At 40.4% G+C, this 18,811-nt stretch carries 15 protein-coding genes; 11 read left to right on the forward strand and 4 right to left on the reverse strand.

Features of this window, described 5'->3' with window-relative positions; genetic code table 11:
* Positions 1-63 precede the first annotated feature (63 nt).
* The 4 genes from radA (at position 64) to IA57_RS06020 (ending at position 6,042) form a co-directional block, all read left to right on the forward strand.
* Positions 64-1,428, forward strand: coding sequence for a DNA repair protein RadA (gene radA, locus IA57_RS06005; RefSeq protein ID WP_036120598.1), 1,365 nt, complete (start codon positions 64-66; stop codon positions 1,426-1,428).
* 73 nt (positions 1,429-1,501) lie between these two features.
* On the forward strand, positions 1,502-4,906 hold the full coding sequence (gene ileS, locus IA57_RS06010) for an isoleucine--tRNA ligase (protein ID WP_036120601.1): 3,405 nt from the start codon (positions 1,502-1,504) through the stop codon (positions 4,904-4,906).
* 4 nt (positions 4,907-4,910) lie between these two features.
* Positions 4,911-5,294, forward strand: a complete 384-nt coding sequence (locus IA57_RS06015) for a TraR/DksA family transcriptional regulator (RefSeq protein ID WP_036120604.1) — start codon at positions 4,911-4,913, stop codon at positions 5,292-5,294.
* A gap of 124 nt (positions 5,295-5,418) precedes the next feature.
* On the forward strand, positions 5,419-6,042 hold the full coding sequence (locus tag IA57_RS06020; protein WP_036120607.1) for a lipoprotein signal peptidase: 624 nt from the start codon (positions 5,419-5,421) through the stop codon (positions 6,040-6,042).
* A 1-nt stretch (position 6,043) separates the two neighbouring features.
* On the opposite strand, the gene IA57_RS06025 is transcribed toward IA57_RS06020, so the two are convergent.
* Genes IA57_RS06025 through IA57_RS06040 form a run of 4 tightly spaced genes read right to left on the reverse strand, consistent with a single transcriptional unit; the run spans position 6,044 to position 8,887 of the window.
* Positions 6,044-6,610 (reverse strand): 5-formyltetrahydrofolate cyclo-ligase, encoded by a 567-nt coding sequence (locus IA57_RS06025; protein ID WP_036120610.1) that lies wholly within the window; start codon positions 6,608-6,610, stop codon positions 6,044-6,046.
* 9 nt (positions 6,611-6,619) lie between these two features.
* Positions 6,620-7,594 carry a succinylglutamate desuccinylase/aspartoacylase family protein gene (locus IA57_RS06030; RefSeq protein WP_036120613.1) on the reverse strand — a complete coding sequence of 325 codons (975 nt, stop codon included), beginning with the start codon at positions 7,592-7,594 and terminating at the stop codon, positions 6,620-6,622.
* Complete coding sequence (rimK, locus tag IA57_RS06035; RefSeq protein ID WP_036120615.1) at positions 7,591-8,466, reverse strand: 30S ribosomal protein S6--L-glutamate ligase; 876 nt, start codon at positions 8,464-8,466, stop codon at positions 7,591-7,593. The genes IA57_RS06030 and rimK overlap by 4 nt, the downstream gene beginning before the upstream one ends.
* Entirely contained in the window at positions 8,444-8,887 is a 444-nt protein-coding gene (locus IA57_RS06040) for an ATP-dependent zinc protease family protein (RefSeq protein WP_036120617.1), read from the reverse strand. The genes rimK and IA57_RS06040 overlap by 23 nt, the downstream gene beginning before the upstream one ends.
* A gap of 117 nt (positions 8,888-9,004) precedes the next feature.
* On the opposite strand from IA57_RS06040, the gene uvrC reads away from it, so the two are divergent.
* The 7 genes from uvrC to IA57_RS06075 all read left to right on the forward strand — a co-directional run bounded on the left by uvrC (position 9,005) and on the right by IA57_RS06075 (position 18,811).
* Positions 9,005-10,798, forward strand: a complete 1,794-nt coding sequence (uvrC, locus tag IA57_RS06045; protein ID WP_036120620.1) for an excinuclease ABC subunit UvrC — start codon at positions 9,005-9,007, stop codon at positions 10,796-10,798.
* Positions 10,795-13,023: a patatin-like phospholipase family protein gene (locus IA57_RS06050; protein ID WP_036120623.1), complete on the forward strand. Its 2,229-nt coding sequence runs from the start codon at positions 10,795-10,797 to the stop codon at positions 13,021-13,023. The genes uvrC and IA57_RS06050 overlap by 4 nt, the downstream gene beginning before the upstream one ends.
* Positions 13,024-13,225: 202 nt before the next feature.
* Positions 13,226-14,383, forward strand: a complete 1,158-nt coding sequence (locus IA57_RS06055) for a homogentisate 1,2-dioxygenase (RefSeq protein ID WP_036120626.1) — start codon at positions 13,226-13,228, stop codon at positions 14,381-14,383.
* 147 nt (positions 14,384-14,530) lie between these two features.
* Positions 14,531-15,691: a 4-hydroxyphenylpyruvate dioxygenase gene (gene hppD, locus IA57_RS06060; protein ID WP_036120629.1), complete on the forward strand. Its 1,161-nt coding sequence runs from the start codon at positions 14,531-14,533 to the stop codon at positions 15,689-15,691.
* Positions 15,692-15,837: 146 nt separating this feature from the next.
* Positions 15,838-16,623 carry a DUF3108 domain-containing protein gene (locus IA57_RS06065; RefSeq protein WP_036120632.1) on the forward strand — a complete coding sequence of 262 codons (786 nt, stop codon included), beginning with the start codon at positions 15,838-15,840 and terminating at the stop codon, positions 16,621-16,623.
* Positions 16,623-17,540, forward strand: a complete 918-nt coding sequence (locus IA57_RS06070) for a tryptophan 2,3-dioxygenase family protein (protein WP_036120635.1) — start codon at positions 16,623-16,625, stop codon at positions 17,538-17,540. The genes IA57_RS06065 and IA57_RS06070 overlap by 1 nt, the downstream gene beginning before the upstream one ends.
* Positions 17,540-18,811, forward strand: coding sequence for a peptidoglycan DD-metalloendopeptidase family protein (locus tag IA57_RS06075; RefSeq protein ID WP_036120638.1), 1,272 nt, complete (start codon positions 17,540-17,542; stop codon positions 18,809-18,811). The genes IA57_RS06070 and IA57_RS06075 overlap by 1 nt, the downstream gene beginning before the upstream one ends.

The following is an 18,811-nucleotide window of genomic DNA, read 5'->3' on the forward strand; positions in this document are numbered from 1 at the left end:
TCAAGAACCATTAAAAAGTATAGCATCTAATTAATAAGATTCCTGCTTTCGCAGGAGGTGAGTATGGCAAAAGCTAAAACAACCTTTTTCTGTCAAAATTGCGGCAGTCAGTTTTCAAAATGGCAAGGCCAGTGTACTGCCTGTAAGGCGTGGAACACCATAGTGGAAGAGCTGGTGCAAAAACCAGAAAAAAACGATTGGAAGGCTGCCAGTGCTTCAACAGAAAAAAAACGTGTGTCCAAACCGTTACGGGTAAGCGATATCGATACCTCTAAAGAAGTGCGTTTTAACACAGAAGATGCCGAGTTTAATCGCGTGCTGGGCGGCGGTTTAGTGCCGGGTTCCTTAACTCTTTTAGGAGGCGAGCCTGGAATAGGAAAAAGTACTTTACTGCTACAAATAGCCTTAAAACTACCGTTTAAAACGCTTTATGTTTCTGGCGAGGAAAGTCAAAAGCAAATAAAAATGCGTGCCGAACGCATTCAGCCAACAACCGACAACTGTTACATTTTAACCGAAACCAAGACCCAGAATATTTTCAGGCAAATAGAAGCCTTAGAACCCGATATTGTGGTTGTCGACTCCATTCAAACCTTGCATAGCGATTATATCGAGTCGTCTTCGGGAAGTATTTCGCAAATTAAGGAATGCACCACCGAACTGATAAAATTTGCTAAGGAAACGGCTACCCCAGTAATTTTAATTGGCCACATTACCAAAGATGGCCACATTGCTGGCCCTAAAATTTTAGAGCATATGGTCGATACGGTTTTGCAGTTTGAAGGCGATCGCAACCATGTGTTTAGAATTCTGCGTGCGCATAAAAACCGTTTTGGGTCGACTAACGAATTGGGGATTTACGAAATGCAAGGAGCGGGTTTACGTGAAGTGACCAATCCTAGCGAAATACTAATCTCTAAAAAAGATGGCGAGCTAAGCGGTAATGCTGTTGCAGCAACCTTAGAGGGCATGCGCCCTTTAATGATTGAGGTTCAGGCTTTGGTAAGTACGGCTGTATATGGCACGCCACAACGCAGCGCTACAGGTTTTAATGCCAAGCGGCTTAACATGATTTTAGCTGTTTTAGAAAAACGTGCCGGGTTTAGGTTGGGGGCCAAAGATGTGTTTTTAAACATTACCGGAGGCATTACGGTAGACGACCCCGCTATTGATTTGGCTGTTGTAGCGGCCATTTTATCGTCTAACGAGGATGAGGCCCTGCCAAATACCTACTGCTTTGCTGCCGAGGTGGGCTTATCGGGAGAGATTAGACCGGTGCAACGTGTAGAACAACGCATTCTAGAGGCCGAAAAACTTGGGTTTTCCACCATTTTTGTATCGAAATACAACAAGATTTCCCTAAAAAACACGACCATCAAAATTCAATTGATTTCCAAAGTCGAGGATTTGGTGGGTGCTCTGGTTTAATTTAAAAAGATTTCAATATCCCTATTTACTTAAAAATCATTAATTTCGCAGGTCGATAAGAATTAATGATACCATGAGTAAGAAATTCCCTGAATATAAAGGTCTTGACTTGCCGGAAGTGGCAGAGAATATCCTAGGCTATTGGAAAGAACATAACATCTTCGAAAAGAGTGTAACGGCTCGCGAAGGCCAGAAACCTTTTGTGTTTTTTGAAGGCCCGCCATCGGCCAATGGATTGCCCGGTGTACACCATGTTTTAGCACGAGCTATCAAAGATATTTTTCCGCGTTATAAAACCATGAAAGGTTATCAAGTGAAACGTAAAGCCGGATGGGATACCCATGGTTTGCCTGTGGAACTTGGGGTAGAAAAAGAGCTGGGAATTACCAAAGAAGATATTGGAAAAACCATTTCTGTCGAAGCATACAACGAAGCGTGCAGAAAAGCCGTTATGCGTTATACCGATATCTGGAACAACCTGACCGAAAAAATGGGCTATTGGGTAGATATGGATAACCCGTACGTTACCTACGAACCCAAATACATGGAAAGCGTGTGGTGGTTGTTAAAACAGATTTATAATAAAAACTTGCTTTATAAGGGCTACACCATTCAACCGTATTCACCAAAAGCAGGAACGGGATTGAGCTCGCACGAGTTAAACCAACCTGGCACCTATCAAGATGTGACAGATACTACGGTGGTGGCTCAGTTTAAAGCCGTGAAGGAAACGCTTCCAGATTTTCTGCAAGACCAAGGCGAGATACACTTTTTGGCATGGACCACAACACCTTGGACTTTGCCAAGTAATACCGCTTTAACCGTAGGGCCTAAAATAGACTATGTGTTGGTAGAAACTTATAACCAATACACCTTCGAGCCTATAAAAGTCGTGCTTGGTAAGCCTTTGGTAGGAAAACAATTTACTGGAAAATATGCTGAAGTTGAAACCGAAGCCGATATAGCAAACTATACCGAAACCGATAAGAAAATACCTTACAGAATAGTTAAAGCGTTTAAGGGCGCAGATTTGGTTGGGATTACCTACGAACAGCTTTTACCGTATGCGTTGCCAAACGACAATCCTGAACATGCTTTTCGGGTTATTTCTGGAGATTTCGTGACTACAGAAGACGGGACAGGAATCGTTCATACTGCACCAACCTTTGGTGCCGATGATGCTTTGGTAGCTAAACAAGCCACCCCACCCGTGCCACCAATGTTGGTAAAAGACGAGAATGATAATTTAGTACCTTTGGTGAATTTACAAGGGAAATTCCGTCCAGAAATGGGTGAATTTGCTGGAAAATACGTTAAAAACGAATATTATAACGATGGCGAAGCTCCAGAAAAATCAGTTGATGTAGAACTAGCCATTAAACTTAAAACAGAAAACAAAGCCTTTAAGGTCGAAAAATACAAACACAGTTACCCAAACTGCTGGCGTACCGATAAACCCATACTTTACTACCCATTAGACTCTTGGTTTATTAAAGTAACCGATGTTAAAGAACGTATGGCTGCATTAAACCAAACCATAAACTGGAAGCCAAAAGCAACCGGAACGGGGCGTTTTGGCAACTGGTTGGCCAATGCCAACGATTGGAACCTGTCGCGCTCGCGATATTGGGGGATACCGTTGCCTATTTGGCGTACCGAAGACGGTAAGGAAGCCATTTGTATCGGCTCGGTTGAAGAGCTAAAAACCGAAATGGCTAAAGCCGTTAAGGCAGGCGTGATGGAGGCTGATATTTTTGCTGATTTTGAAGTTGGTAATATGAGTGATGAAAACTATGCCACTTTAGATCTTCATAAAAATATTGTCGATCAAATTACCTTGGTGTCTGCTTCGGGAAAACCCATGAAGCGCGAGGCCGATTTGATTGATGTTTGGTTCGATTCTGGAAGCATGCCGTACGCCCAATGGCATTACCCGTTTGAAAACAAAGAAAAAATAGATGAACACACCTCGTATCCAGCCGATTTTATCGCGGAAGGGGTAGACCAAACCCGTGGGTGGTTCTATACACTTCATGCTATTGGAACCATGGTTTTCGACTCGGTAGCCTATAAAAATGTGGTGTCTAACGGTTTGGTGTTGGATAAAAACGGCCAAAAAATGTCGAAACGCTTAGGTAATGCCGTCGATCCGTTTGAAACCCTGTCTACCTATGGTGCCGATGCCACACGTTGGTACATGATAAGCAATGCCAACCCTTGGGATAACTTAAAGTTTGACCTGGAAGGGATAGAAGAAGTGAAACGTAAATTCTTCGGAACCCTATACAACACCTATTCGTTTTTTAGCTTGTATACCAATCTAGACAACTTTAAATACGAAGAGGCCGACATACCGCTAGAAGAACGCCCAGAATTGGACCGTTGGATTTTATCTGAATTACACACGCTTATCAAGAAGGTAGACGAATTCTATGCAGAATACGAACCTACCAAAGCAGCAAGAGCTATATCAGACTTTACACAAGAATATTTAAGTAACTGGTATGTGCGTTTAAGCAGAAGACGTTTTTGGAAGGGCGATTACCAAAACGATAAAATTTCGGCTTACCAAACGCTTTATACCTGTATGGTAACCTTGGCAAAATTAGGTGCGCCCATAGCCCCATTTTATATGGACAGACTTTACCAAGACTTAACACAGGTAACACAAAAAGAAAACGTTGAAAGTGTACATTTGGCAGAGTTTCCAAAACACGATGAGCGCATTATAGATAAGCGCTTGGAGCGTAAAATGGAAAATGCGAAAACCATTTCGTCTTTGGTATTGTCGTTAAGAGCTAAAGAGAAAATTAAAGTGCGTCAGCCTTTGCAAAGAATCATGATTCCTGTTGATAATAACCAACAAAAGGAAGAAATTTTGGCTGTAGCCAACCTGATAAAAAGCGAAGTGAATATCAAGGAAATAGAATTGCTTGAGGATGCTTCAGACATACTGGTTAAGCAAATAAAGCCAAATTTTAAAGCCCTTGGCCCTCGTTTTGGCAAAGACATGAAACTGGTAGCAAGCGCAGTAGGCAAATTTACCGCCGCCGATATTAAAAATATCGAGCAAAATGGCGAAATAAATATTGAAATTAACGGAAAAAGCATTATTTTAGGAGTTGCCGATGTGGAAATCACATCGCAAGACATTGAAGGCTGGTTGGTCGCTAATGAAGGTGCCTTAACAGTCGCCCTAGATGTAACGCTTACTGATCATTTACGAAGAGAAGGGATTGCTCGTGAGCTCGTAAACCGCATTCAAAATTTACGTAAAGATTCAGGATTTGAAGTCACAGATCGTATAGATGTGAAACTTCAAAAAGACGCTAATATAGTTAAGGCTATAGATGCCAATATCGATTATATTAAGTCTGAAACCTTAACCGAAGAACTTGAAATTATGGACTCTGTAAACAATGGTATAGAAATTGCCTTTGATGAGGTAACGACCAAATTGTTTATACAAAAACATTAAGATTATGTCAACAGATACAAACGTAAGATACTCAGATAAAGATTTAGAAGAGTTTAGACAAATTATTCAAGAGAAGATTGATAAGGCTGAACATGATTTAGGTTTAATCAAATCGGCTTATATGAACGATTTAAACAATGGCACAGACGATACGTCGCCAACGTTTAAAGCTTTTGAGGAAGGTAGTGAGACCATGAGTAAAGAAGCGAATTCGCAATTGGCCATTCGTCAGGAAAAATTCATTCGCGACCTTAAAAATGCCCTAATCAGGATAGAGAATAAAACCTATGGCATTTGCCGTGTAACAGGAAAGCTCATTAAAAAAGAGCGTTTAAAACTAGTGCCCCATGCAACCTTAAGTATTGAGGCCAAGAACATGCAAAAATAAAGGAGGCTTAAATAGCATAACCCAAAAGAACGCTTCTACACAGAAGCGTTTTTTGTTTTAATATCCTATGCTGTTAATGTTTCGATACTGAATAATATTCCTATTTTTACCCACAACCTTGTTTATGTCGTTAAAAAAATCGATTGTCCTTATTATAGCTATTTTACTTGTAGATCAAATAAGTAAAATTTACATTAAGACCCATTTTGCCATTGGCGATGATGTTGAGGTTTTTAAATGGTTTCGAATTTATTTTATTGAAAACGACGGCATGGCTTGGGGTACCAAATTAAGCGATATTATCCCTTCAATCTCCGATAAAACCGCCAAACTAGCATTAAGTGTTTTTCGTATTGTGGCCATTTTTGGTATTGGCTATTGGTTGTATGACGTTTGTAGAAAACAAAGCCCTAAGATATTGGTGATAGCCGTAGCCTTGATTTTTGCTGGCGCCTTAGGCAATATTTTAGATTCGGTGTTTTACGGTGTTATTTTTAGTGATAGCCATGGTCAGGTTGCGGCCTTTTTGCCAGAAAGTGGCGGGTATGGTTCGTTATTGCATGGCAAGGTAGTCGATATGCTGTATTTTCCGATTTGGAAAGGCTATTTGCCCGAATGGATTCCTTATTACGGGGGCACGTATTTTACCTTTTTCGAGCCCGTATTTAACATTGCCGATGTCGCTATTAGTACTGGCTTTGGCTTGCTAATTGTGTTTAATAAAAAAGCATTTTCAAAAGCAGATTAGCCTAAAAGGTGTATGTTTTATTAGGAGTTACGCAATAATCTAAAGCAATATCACCTTTAAAGGTGTCTTCAATACAATCTTCAGCTTCAAAAAAGCTCAACCCAATTTTTAAAGTATCTGGGTTGCATTTCGATAAAAACGTGTCGTAAAACCCTTTGCCGTAACCTACGCGATGGCCTTGCTTATCAAAAGCCAAAAGCGGTACAAAAACAACCTCAATTTTAGCATCGGGGATTTCAATACCATCAACAGGTTCGGGTATGTTGTAGTGGTTTTTCTTAATAACAGTAGCATCTGTTAGTAAGATATGTGTCATTTTAAACGTTTTAAAATCGCTTTTAGAAATGATGATATGCTTGTCTTTTCCTGAGAGGATGTTCAGGATATAATCGGTGTTAATCTCACGTTGCTCTTCAATACTTAAAAAAATGTGGTAATAGGCATGGTCCCAAATATTAAGCTTTAACAGTTGGTTAGAGATGTTAAGGCTTAAATCGTCAATGAGCGCAGGAGTAAGCTGTTGCCGTTTGTGTTTGTATGTTTTTCTAAGTTGGGCTTTTGTTGGCATGCTACAAAACTAGTCTTTAAGTTTTACGGTAATATGAAACAGGGCATCGCCTTGGTACACAATGGGCGATTCGTTTACATTAATAATGTAGCCTGTATGTGAAGCTTTCACAAAATGGTTAAACTTGCCGTAGGGATCGGTAATGTTACCAATAACCTCGCCTTTTTTAACATAGGTGTTAATTTTTGCGACGGGCTTGAACATGCCCGAAAAGCTTGCCCGTTGCCAACGGCTTTTATCGATAAAAACAGGGTTTTTTGTGGGGTTAGAGGTTTTAAATTTTGAAGCCAACATGTTAAAGTGCTTTAAAACACGTTTGGCTCCATTTACACCAGTATTGGTAACTTGAGAATCGATATGGAAGGATTTTCCGCCTTCGAAAAGCAGCATGGGCTTACCCAATCTGGTACAGGCATTTCTAAAGGTTTTTTTTATGTTTCTCGAGTATAGAATAAATGGGGGGTTAAACACCTTAGCAAGCGCTTCCAATTCTGGCGAGTTTTTAATAAGCCTTAGCTGTGGGGCATTAAATCGTTTTGAGCCACCGGTGTGGAAATCTAAAACAAAATCGACGTCTGGGAGAACTTCTTTTGTAAGTTTATAGGCTACCCGACTTGCCAGCGAGCCTTTTCTGCTACCCGGAAACACCCGGTTTAAATCCCTGCCATCTGGAAATTCGCGAACCAAATGTACAAACCCAAAAACGTTTATAACCGGCATGCAAATTACGGTGCCACATTTGGGTTTGTTTATGCCTTTGGCAATGATTTGACGCACAATCTCTACGCCGTTTACTTCATCGCCATGAATTCCTGCGGTAAACAAGATTACGGGCCCCGGCTTTTTAGAGCGCTCTACAATTACAGGAACATCAACACTCGAAGAGGTGTGTAAGTTGGCTACGCCAAAAGTCAATTCACAACTTTCCCCAGCTCTAATCTGCTTTCCCAATACCGTTATGATTTGCTTTTGCTCGTAGATCATTTATAATTTCTTTCAATGTATGTAATAATGGAACGTGAAATGTTCCTGCCTGTGGCCTTTTCTATGCCTTCTAGTCCGGGGGTAGAGTTGACCTCTAAAAGTAAGGGGCCACGATCTGACTGTAGCATATCAACCCCACAAACGGGTAATTTTAAGGCTCGAGAGGCTTGCATGGCCAATTTTAATTCGGCTTCATTTAACTTAACAATGTTGGCAGAGCCGCCACGGTGCAGGTTAGAGCGAAACTCACCTTCTTTACCTTGGCGTTTCATGGCGCCAACAACTTGGCCATCTACAACCAAAGCACGCAAATCGGCGCCTTTGGCTTCTTTAATAAATTCTTGTACAATAACCCTAGCCTGAAGTCCATTAAAGGCTTCTAAAACCGATTCGGCAGCATTTTTGGTTTCGGCCAAAACCACACCAAGACCTTGAGTGCCTTCTAGGAGTTTAATAATTACCGGCGTGCCACCAACCGAGTTGATCACTTCTTCTACATCTCTGGAGTAGTTGGTGAAAACGGTTTTTGGCATGCCAACACCGGCCTTGGTTAAACGTTGTAAGCTTCTCAGCTTATCGCGCGAGCGTATAATGGAATCTGAGGTGACGGTCGTAAAGACGTTCATCATTTCAAATTGCCTAACCACAGCGCAACCATAAAATGTTACCGAGGAGCCAATGCGTGGGATAATGGCATCGACATAATCTAAATAACGATCCCTATAATAAATTTTAGGTTGTTCCTTTTCGATAATGATTTCGCATTTTAGCGGATCGATAACTTCAACTTGATGTCCCCGCTTTACACCTTCTTCAACCAGGCGCTTGGTTGAGTATAGGCCAATGTTTCTAGAGAGTATGACAATGTTCATCTAGGCGCTTATTATATGATATGTTTTGTTTGTTAACATCGACAAGAAATTTGTGGCTTAAAAATTGGCGACCAATAAGCACAGGAAACTTCATGTCGTCTCTGGTGCTTAAAGTTAAGTTAATTGTATGCGTTTTACCAAATATAACAATATCAGATTTTATTTTAAACCTGTTTTCCTTATAGCCGTTGCTACTCTTAACATCGGTTCGGGAGTAGTCGGTAAAGGTAACTTCGTCGCCTCCAAAATTAGGGTGTCCCTTGCTGTAGAAGGTGCATTTTAGGGTGTTGTTCTCTTCTATTATTTCAGAGCAATGGATGGCAGAGGTGTAAGCACCCGTATCAATTTTTACATCGATATTGAAGAGACCTAGGCTAGGAAAATCGACCTTATCTACACGACCTATTATTGGTTTTTGCATGGTGTTTTTTTATAGTTTATAAAAAAGTGGCGAAAAGTAATCAATTTACGAAATTTCAGAATATAAAAATGCATTAATTTTTCACCACTGAAAATTAAAATAAGTACCTTTGAAATAATGGGTGAAACAACGCTTAACGTACAGCTAAAAACATTGCCAAATCTGCCAGGAGTGTATCAGTTTTTTGATGCCGATGATAAAATTTTATACGTAGGAAAGGCCAAAAACCTTAAAAAGCGTGTAAGTTCTTATTTTAACAAACAGCACGATTATGGCAAAACCAAGGTGCTGGTTAAAAAAATTGCGAGCATTAAGCATATTGTGGTCAATACCGAAACCGATGCCTTGCTGCTTGAAAACAACCTGATAAAAAAATACCAGCCGCGGTATAATGTTATGCTAAAGGACGATAAGTCCTACCCCTGGATTTGTATTAAAAAAGAACGCTTTCCTAGAGTGTTTTCAACCCGGCGGGTAATAAAAGATGGCAGCGAATATTTTGGCCCCTATACCAGCATGAAAACGGTAAGCACTTTGTTGGGGTTAATAAAAGGCGTGTTTCAGCTTAGAACATGCAATTACGATCTGGCTCAAGAAAAAATAGATGCAGGAAAGTATAAAGTGTGTCTAGAGTACCATTTGGGAAATTGCAAAGGCGCGTGCGAAGGACTGGAAACCGAAACAGCCTACCACAACAACATTGCCGCTATACGGGAAATACTAAAAGGAAATTTTAAAGAGTCCTTGCATCAGTTTAAACAGCAAATGCAGCAGTATGCCCAAGACATGCTGTTTGAGGAAGCTCAGAAAATAAAGGAGAAAATAGAGATTTTAGAAAACTATCAAGCCAAATCTACGGTTGTAAACCCTAAGATTAGCAATGTAGATGTGTTTACCATAGTGAGCGACGAAAGCTACGGCTATGTTAACTTTTTACAACTCTCCTATGGTGCCATTATTAGGTCGCACACCCTAGAAATAAAAAAGAAGCTACAAGAAACCGACGAGGTCCTTTTAGAATTGGCCATTACCGAGCTGCGCCAACGCTTTAACTCAACCTCTAGAGAGATTTTTGTGCCTTTTAAAATAAACGTGGGCCATGATATAAAAGTTACTGTACCCAAATTGGGCGATAAAAAGCATCTTTTAGATTTGTCTTTACGAAATGCCAAATACCATAGAATGGAGCGCTTTAAGCAGGTGAAAATGACGGACCCCGACAAGCATGCTAACCGTATTATGGCACAAATGAAAGCCGATTTGCGGTTAAGTGAGGCGCCTCGCCATATCGAGTGTTTCGATAATTCGAATATACAAGGCACCAATCCCGTGGCGGCCTGCGTGGTGTTTAAAAACGGTAAGCCCAGCAAAAAGGACTACCGGCATTTTAATATAAAAACGGTGGTAGGGCCTGATGATTTTGCCTCGATGGAAGAAGTGGTGTACAGGCGTTATAAACGGTTGTTGGAAGAAGAAAAACCCTTGCCCCAACTTATTGTTATTGATGGAGGCAAAGGACAGCTGTCATCGGCGTTAAAAAGTTTAGATGCTCTGGGATTAAGAGGTAAAATAGCAATCATCGGGATTGCGAAACGTTTGGAAGAATTATTTTATCCAGACGATCCAATTCCCTTATATTTAGACAAAAAAAGCGAAACCCTAAAAATCATTCAGCAATTGCGTAACGAAGCACACCGTTTTGGAATAACGCACCATAGGGATAAACGAAGTAAAAGTGCCTTAAATACCGAGCTGGAAACCATTCCAGGAATTGGCGAGAAAACAATTGTTCAGCTGTTAAAGGCCTTTAAATCGGTAAAGCGCATAACCAATGCCAAGCTGGATGAGCTGGAAGATGTTGTGGGCTCGCACAAGGCAAACAAGATATATAATTATTACCACAAGCCATGAAAAAAACTTTAACCATAGTATTGCTTGCACTGCATATTGCTGTATTTGCACAGGACAACCAACCAGCCAGTCAGGCACCCCCCAAAAAAATAGGGTTGGTGTTAAGTGGTGGTGGGGCCAAGGGTCTAGCGCATATTGGGGTTTTAAAGGTAATAGATAGCTTGGGGATAAAAGTAGATTATGTTGCAGGAACCAGTATGGGATCCATAATAGGGGCATTGTACGCGTCGGGGTATTCGGGTAAGGATATCGACTCGATCTTTGAAGGGGTAGATTTCGATAAGATTATAAATGATGAACTGCCACGAAAGGCCAAAACATTTTACGAGCGAGACAACTCCGAAAAATATGCCATAACCCTGCCGTTCGACAAGTTTAAGCTCAAGCTGCCTTCGGCCTTGTCAAGGGGGCAAAATACGTTTAGCCTACTGTCTAAATTAACGTTGCATGTAAGCCATGTAGACGATTTTAGCCAATTGCCCATCCCGTTTTTCTGTATGGCAACCAATGTAGAAACAGGAGAGGCCGTAATTTTAGATCGGGGTAGCCTGCCTCAGGCCATAACGGCTAGCAGTGCCTTCCCGTCGTTATTTCAGCCTATAAATATAGATGGGAAACTGCTTATAGACGGTGGTGTTGCAGATAACTACCCTATTGAAGAGCTTAAAAGACGAGGTGCGGACCTAGTGATAGGTGTCGATGTTCAAGACGATTTGGCAACTAGAGACGAGCTGGATTCGGCCTTGGATGTGTTGCTTCAAATAAACAATTATCGCACAATTAATGCGATGAAATCGAAATCTAAAATCACCGATATTTATATAAAACCAGACATAGAAGCCTATACTGTGGTGTCTTTTGATGATGGTAGGGAGATTATTTTTAACGGCGAACATGCGGCAAGGGAAAAAATGCCTGAGCTTTTGGCACTTCAAAACCTTAGAGAGGCGCCTGTAAAGAACATGAAAATCCAGCCGGTAGATAGCGTTAAAATAAACGCTATTAACGTTTCTGGTAACTTAAAATACTCTAGAGCCTATGTTTTGGGGAAATTAAAATTTCGTCAGGGCGATAACATTAAATTCGATGCTTTTGTCGATGGGGTAAATAACCTGGCTGCTACCAATAATTTCGAGAGCATAAGCTATGGGTTTAAATCTGCTACAGAGCCCGGCGCATACAATATTGACCTTAAAGTGGTAGAAAGCAAGAAGAAAACGTTTTTAAAGTTTGGGGTGCATTATGACGATTTGTATAAAAGTGCTGCGTTGTTAAACATCACAAAAAAACAACTTATTATGGGCAACGATGTTGTTTCGCTCGATATTATTGCTGGAGATAATATTAGATACAATTTTGAGTATTACATCGATAAAGGGTTTTATTGGAGCATAGGACTAAAATCGCGTTTTAACCAATTTAAGCACGAAACCCCAAGCAGTTTCCTTTTTGAGGAGAGTTATTTCCCGGGGGTTAATCAGTTGGATATGAGGCTTAAGGATTTTACCAACCAAATTTATTTGCAAACGCTCTTCAGAAGGGATTTTTCGCTCACTTTGGGCGCAGAACACAAAAATCTTAAAGTGAGTACGCAAACCGTCCTGTTTAACAATAAAGAAACTGTTTTCGAAAATAGCGACTACCTTAGTTTGTTTGGCGGGTTAAAATTCGATACCTACGATAATAAGTATTTCCCAAACGAAGGCTTTTTCTTTGATGGTAATTTTCATGTGTATCTATATTCGTCGGATTACAATAATACGTTTTCTGAGTATTCTATAGGAAAGGCAACCATTGGTTATACCAAAAGTTTTACCAGTAAGCTTACCGCAAACATAACAACCCAAGGCGGGTTTAGGATAGGGGAAAATGAAGACCCGTTTTTAGACTTTGTTCTAGGAGGATATGGCCAGAATTTTATAAACAATTTTACTGCGTTTTATGGGTATGACTACTTTTCACTTTCTGGCGATAGTTTTATTAATGGCCGGTTTACACTGGATTACGAGCTGTTTAAAAAACACCATTTAAACTTAGCAGCCAACTATGCTAATGTAGACGACGATATTTTTTCGACAGGCGATTGGATTAATGCTCCAGACCATACGGGGTATGCTCTAGGTTATGCCTATGAAACGTTTTTAGGGCCTATAGAACTTAAGTATACTTGGTCGCCAGAGATTAAGGAGAATTACTTCTTTTTTAACTTAGGGTTTTGGTTTTAGAAAGATCGTTTGAAAAATCGTTGAAAAATTCGCATATTTGAAGGCATGAAACTCTTTTGGAAAGATTTGTTGCGTCATCTTCATTTTCTCATTAAGAGAAACCCCGAATAAATGACTTATTTTGTATCTTTATGCAAGACGTAGTCTAAGGCGATTATCGCACTTTGTTTAGTAGCATTCATATTTTTAAACCAAAACTAAAATGCCTTTTTATCATAAGTTAGGGAGCATTCCCCATAAACGACACATACAATTTAAAAAGCCAGATGGTAGTTTGTATTACGAACAATTGTTTGGCACCATAGGCTTCGATGGCATGTCTACCAACATGTATCACGAGCATCGGCCAACCCAGGTTAAGGAAATAAAAGACCAATATAGCGTAGCACCCAAAATAGCAAAGGCCAATAGCATACAGTCGTATAGATTTCATGGGTTTAAAGTGCCCCAAGAAACCGATTATCTAGACAGTCGAAAAACCGTGCTTACCAATAGCGACTGCAGTATTATACTTGCCGCACCCAAGCAATCTACAAAAGACTATTTTTACAAAAACACCGATGCCGACGAGCTAATATTTGTACATAAAGGCAGCGGTAAGCTTCGTACTATGTTGGGGAATCTCGATTTTAAGTATGGCGACTATTTGTTGGTGCCAAGAGGGATAATCTATAAAATAGATTTCGATACCGAAGACAACCGCTTGTTTATTGTAGAGTCGCGTCGTCCCATATACACTCCAAAACGTTACCGCAATTGGTTTGGGCAATTGTTGGAGCATTCGCCATTTTGCGAGCGCGATTTACGCCAGCCCCAAGAGTTGGAAACCTATAATGAGACTGGCGATTTTCTTATAAAAGTAAAAAAGCAAGACGATATTTTCGAGATGGTTTACGCCACACACCCGTTTGATGTGGTAGGCTACGACGGCTATAACTACCCTTATGCATTCTCCATTCACGATTTCGAGCCCATTACAGGGCGTGTGCACCAACCGCCACCAGTACACCAAACCTTCGAGACCGATGCGTTTGTAGTGTGCAGTTTTGTGCCTAGGTTATACGATTACCACCCACAAGCCATTCCAGCACCATACAACCACAGCAACATTGATAGCGATGAGGTGTTGTATTATGTAGATGGCGATTTTATGAGCCGAAACGATATCGATGCCGGGCACATATCGTTGCACCCTGCGGGAATTCCACATGGGCCACACCCAGGAGCCACCGAGCGAAGCATAGGAGAAGTAAAAACCGATGAGCTAGCCGTTATGGTAGATACCTTTAAGCCCCTTCAAATTACCGAGGACGCTTTAAAAATTGCAGATGAAGATTATTTTAAATCGTGGTTGGAATAAGGTTTAATAGAAGTAAGCTCTACTTTTGGTAGACGCTTTTCAACGTGAAAATAAAAATTAAATAAACTTGAAGAAATACTACAGAGGTTCAGAAAAACGGCAAAAGAGGCCATTTTTATCCTTTAGTTTCTTTAAAATACATTAAATATGAGCAAGAATATAGAATCAGTAAATTACGGGTTAGAAAAAATATTTGAAGGCGCCGAAGACTTTCTTCCGCTTTTAGGAACCGATTATGTTGAGTTTTACGTAGGCAATGCCAAGCAGGCAGCGCATTTTTACAAAACGGCTTTTGGATTTCAATCCTATGCCTATAAAGGTCTGGAAACAGGAAGCAGAGAAACCGTGTCTTATGTTTTAAAACAAGACAAGATACGATTGGTTTTAACCACACCATTAAACTCCAAGCACCCTATTAACGACCACATTGTAAAACATGGCGATGGTGTAAAAATCGTAGCACTTTGGGTAGACGATGCCAGAAGCGCATGGGAAGAGACCACCTCAAGAGGGGCAAAGTCCTATATGGAGCCAACAGTAGAGAAAGACGAGCATGGCGAAGTAGTACGTGCAGGAATTTATACCTATGGCGAAACCGTGCATATGTTTGTAGAACGCAAGAATTATACAGGGCAGTTTATGCCAGGCTTTGTAAAGTGGGAGTCCGATTACAACCCAGAACCTGTAGGGCTAAAGTTTATAGACCACATGGTAGGCAACGTTGGTTGGGGCGAAATGAACACTTGGGTAAAATGGTACGAAGATGTGATGGGCTTTGTAAATTTCCTATCGTTCGACGATAAGCAAATCCATACCGAATATTCGGCTTTAATGAGTAAGGTAATGAGCAATGGTAATGGCCGTATTAAATTCCCTATTAACGAGCCAGCCGAAGGAAAGAAAAAATCGCAAATAGAAGAATATTTAGATTTTTACGAAGGCCCAGGAGTACAACACATTGCTGTAGCCACAGACGATATTATAAAAACCGTTTCGGCATTGCGTTCTAGAGGAGTTGAGTTCTTGTCAACGCCGCCAGAAGAATATTATAAAGCTGTGCCAGGACGTTTAGATGAGTTTAGCCACGAGCTTCGCGAAGACATTGAAACCTTAAAGGGCCTGGGTATCATGATCGATGCCGATGAAGAGGGCTATTTGTTGCAGATCTTTACCAAACCAGTAGAGGACAGACCAACCCTATTCTTCGAAATTATACAGCGTATGGGCGCCAAAGGCTTTGGGGCAGGAAACTTTAAAGCGCTTTTCGAGTCTATTGAAAGAGAACAGGAAAAAAGAGGCACCCTTTAAAAGAAATATACCTTGTTAAATTATTAAAAACTCCATCACAATCTTGATGGAGTTTTTTTGTTTTAATACATTTGGAACAGTAATTGTAATTTATGTGAAGAAACACATTTTTTATGAAAACGAGTTACAATTATAAAAGCATAACAATGAACAAAACCTGCCTAATTACTATAGTGTTCTTTACCGCTTTCCAGCTGCTTCATGCCCAGGACGAATCGGCTTTTAAGGTAGGCGAATGGTTTCGTTTTGAAATGAGTTACAGCGGCTTTTTAAAAGCGGGCGAAGCCACCCTTGAAGTAAAGGATAATATGGTTGAGGGCAAACCCGTTTACCATGTGGTTGGTAAGGGGTGGACAACAGGCGCCATTAAATGGTTTTTTAAGGTTGAGGACCGCTATGAAAGTTTTTTCGACAAAACACACATAATCCCTTACAGGTTTATTAGAGATATTGATGAAGGTGGGCATACTAAAGATATCGAGATTAAATTTGATCACCAAGATCAAAAAGCATACGTAAACGATAAAAAACACCGGCAAAAATCGGTGATTAAAACAGAACCCAATGTTCAGGACATGGTATCTACGTTTTACTATTTACGTAACCAGCTGGATGTAGATAACCTAAACATAGGCGAAGAGGTGTTTGTAAACATGTTTTTCGATAAAGAAAACTATGGTTTTAAAATTAGATATTTAGGCGAAGAGACCATATCTACCAATTTTGGAAAAGTAAAAGCCCTAAAATTTAGACCTTATGTTATGGCTGGGCGGGTGTTTAAAGAGGAAGAAAGTTTAACCTTATGGGTTTCTAACGATAAAAATAGAGTACCTTTGCGAGTAAAGGCAGATTTAGCGGTGGGCTCCTTAAGAGCTGACCTAGACGCTTTTAAAGGGTTAAAACATCCATTTAAAATAGTAGTAGAAAATTAATGAGTACACATATAACCAACCAACTACAAGAGAAGTTTGATAGCATAGGACAGGACCTAAACACCCACCTAGAAGGTTTGCTTTATAGTAAACCCATAAATTATTGGGACTACATACAAACCGATGCCTTGTTGGATTTACAAACCCAACGCACCGTATTGCCAGACGAGATGGTGTTTATTATGTACCATCAAATAAACGAGCTGCTGTTTAAAATGATTCTTTGGGAAATAGATCAGGTTGCTAAGTGCGAAGCGCTTACGGCAAAGATCTTTTCAGAAAAGCTTATGCGTATTAGCCGTTATTTCGACATGCTAACTTCCTCATTCAACATTATGAGAGAAGGTATGGAGGTCGAACAATACAACAAATTTAGAACCACACTAACCCCGGCAAGCGGATTTCAAAGTGCCCAGTACAGGAAAATAGAATTTGCTTCAACAGAGCTTATTAACCTAATTGATAACAGGTTTAGGGAAACCATAGATAGAAACACCTCTTTTGAGCATGCTTTCGAGCATTTATACTGGCAAGCCGCTGGAAAAGATTACAAAACAGGCAAGAAAAGCTATTTATTAACAGTTTTTGAGGAGCGATACAAAGATGAATTTATTAGATTTGCGAAATTCTATAACACAAACAACCTGTGGACGAAGTTTAAAACCCTTCCCGAAGCAGTTAAAGAAGATAAAGGGTTAATAGAAGCCATGCGCCATTACGACCATACCGTAAACATAAAATGGGTTATGGCACATTACAATACAGCCAACCATTATTTAAACATTGGCGGAAAAACAGCAGAGGCAACAGGAGGAAGTGAATGGGTAAAATACATGCACCCAAAATATCAAAGAAGAATATTTTTTCCAGAATTATGGACAGAAGACGAATTAAAGCATTGGGGAGAAAATGTTTAATGTTAATAGCAGTTTGGTTAGTTGCCAGCTGCAAGGAAGACCCAAAGCCCCAAATTGAACCAACCGAAGAACTAGCCGTAATCCAACCAGAAGAGGTTTACGAGTTTGGGTTTAATCTTAACGATTTTATCGTGAAGCGTGATACCGTACGCTCTGGCGATACGTTTGGGGTTATTATGGAGCGCAACAAACTGGGCTACCCCAAAATTTATCAAATTGCAGAACAGGCCAAATCAGATTTCGATATTCGCTCGTTGCAAATCGGGAAGCCGTACACACTGCTTTGTTCAAAAGATACATTGCAAGAACCCAAATGCTTTATTTACCAGCCCAATAAGGAGGAATACGTGGTTATTAACTTTCAAGATTCCATTCATACCTATAAAAGCCGAAAGCCCATAACTTATGTCGAGAAAGAACTTTCGGGGGTTATAAACAATAGTATTTCGCAAACTTTGGAAGAAAAGGGCATAAGCCCAAGACTGGCCTATAAACTAGCCGATGAGATTTACGCTTGGACGATAGATTTTAGACGGTTGCAAAAAGGAGACCGTTTTAAGGTAATTTACACCGATAAGTATATAGACGATAGCATTTATGGTGGTATAAATGAAATAAAAGCGGCCTATTTCGAGCATAAATCAGAGCCATTTTATGCGTTTGAATTTAAAACCGATACCGTAAAGGGCATTGTAGATTATTTTAACGAAGATGCCAAAAACCTAAGGCGGGCCTTTTTAAAGGCGCCCGTTAAGTTTAGCCGCATATCGTCTAGATATAACCTTAGGCGCCGTATAGCGCTTTATGGCAACCGCATTCGCCCCCATAAGGGTACAGACTTTGCCGCCCCCGTTGGTACACCCATCATGGCCACGGCAAACGGTACCGTTGTAAAGTCAAGCTATACAAGAGGCAATGGAAATTATGTTAAGGTTAAACACAATTCGGTGTACTCAACACAATACCTTCACATGAGCAAACGCAAGGTGAAAGTAGGCGATTTTGTAAAACAAGGCGATGTGATTGGTTTGGTAGGAATGACAGGAAATACCTCTGGCCCACACGTGTGCTATAGATTTTGGAAAAATGGCAGTCAGGTAGATCCGTTTAAACAAAAACTGCCCGAGGCCAAACCTATTTCCGACAGCTTAAAAACACGGTTTTTAGACGCTATTGCACCAGTTAAATTGCAGTTGGATAACATCTCTTTTGCCGAGGAGACCTTGTTAGAAAACCCGCTAGAAGAAAATCTAATAAGTCAAGTGCAGTAA

Origin of the sequence: Mangrovimonas yunxiaonensis, from assembly GCF_000733475.1 — a bacterium.
Lineage (GTDB): Bacteria > Bacteroidota > Bacteroidia > Flavobacteriales > Flavobacteriaceae > Mangrovimonas > Mangrovimonas yunxiaonensis.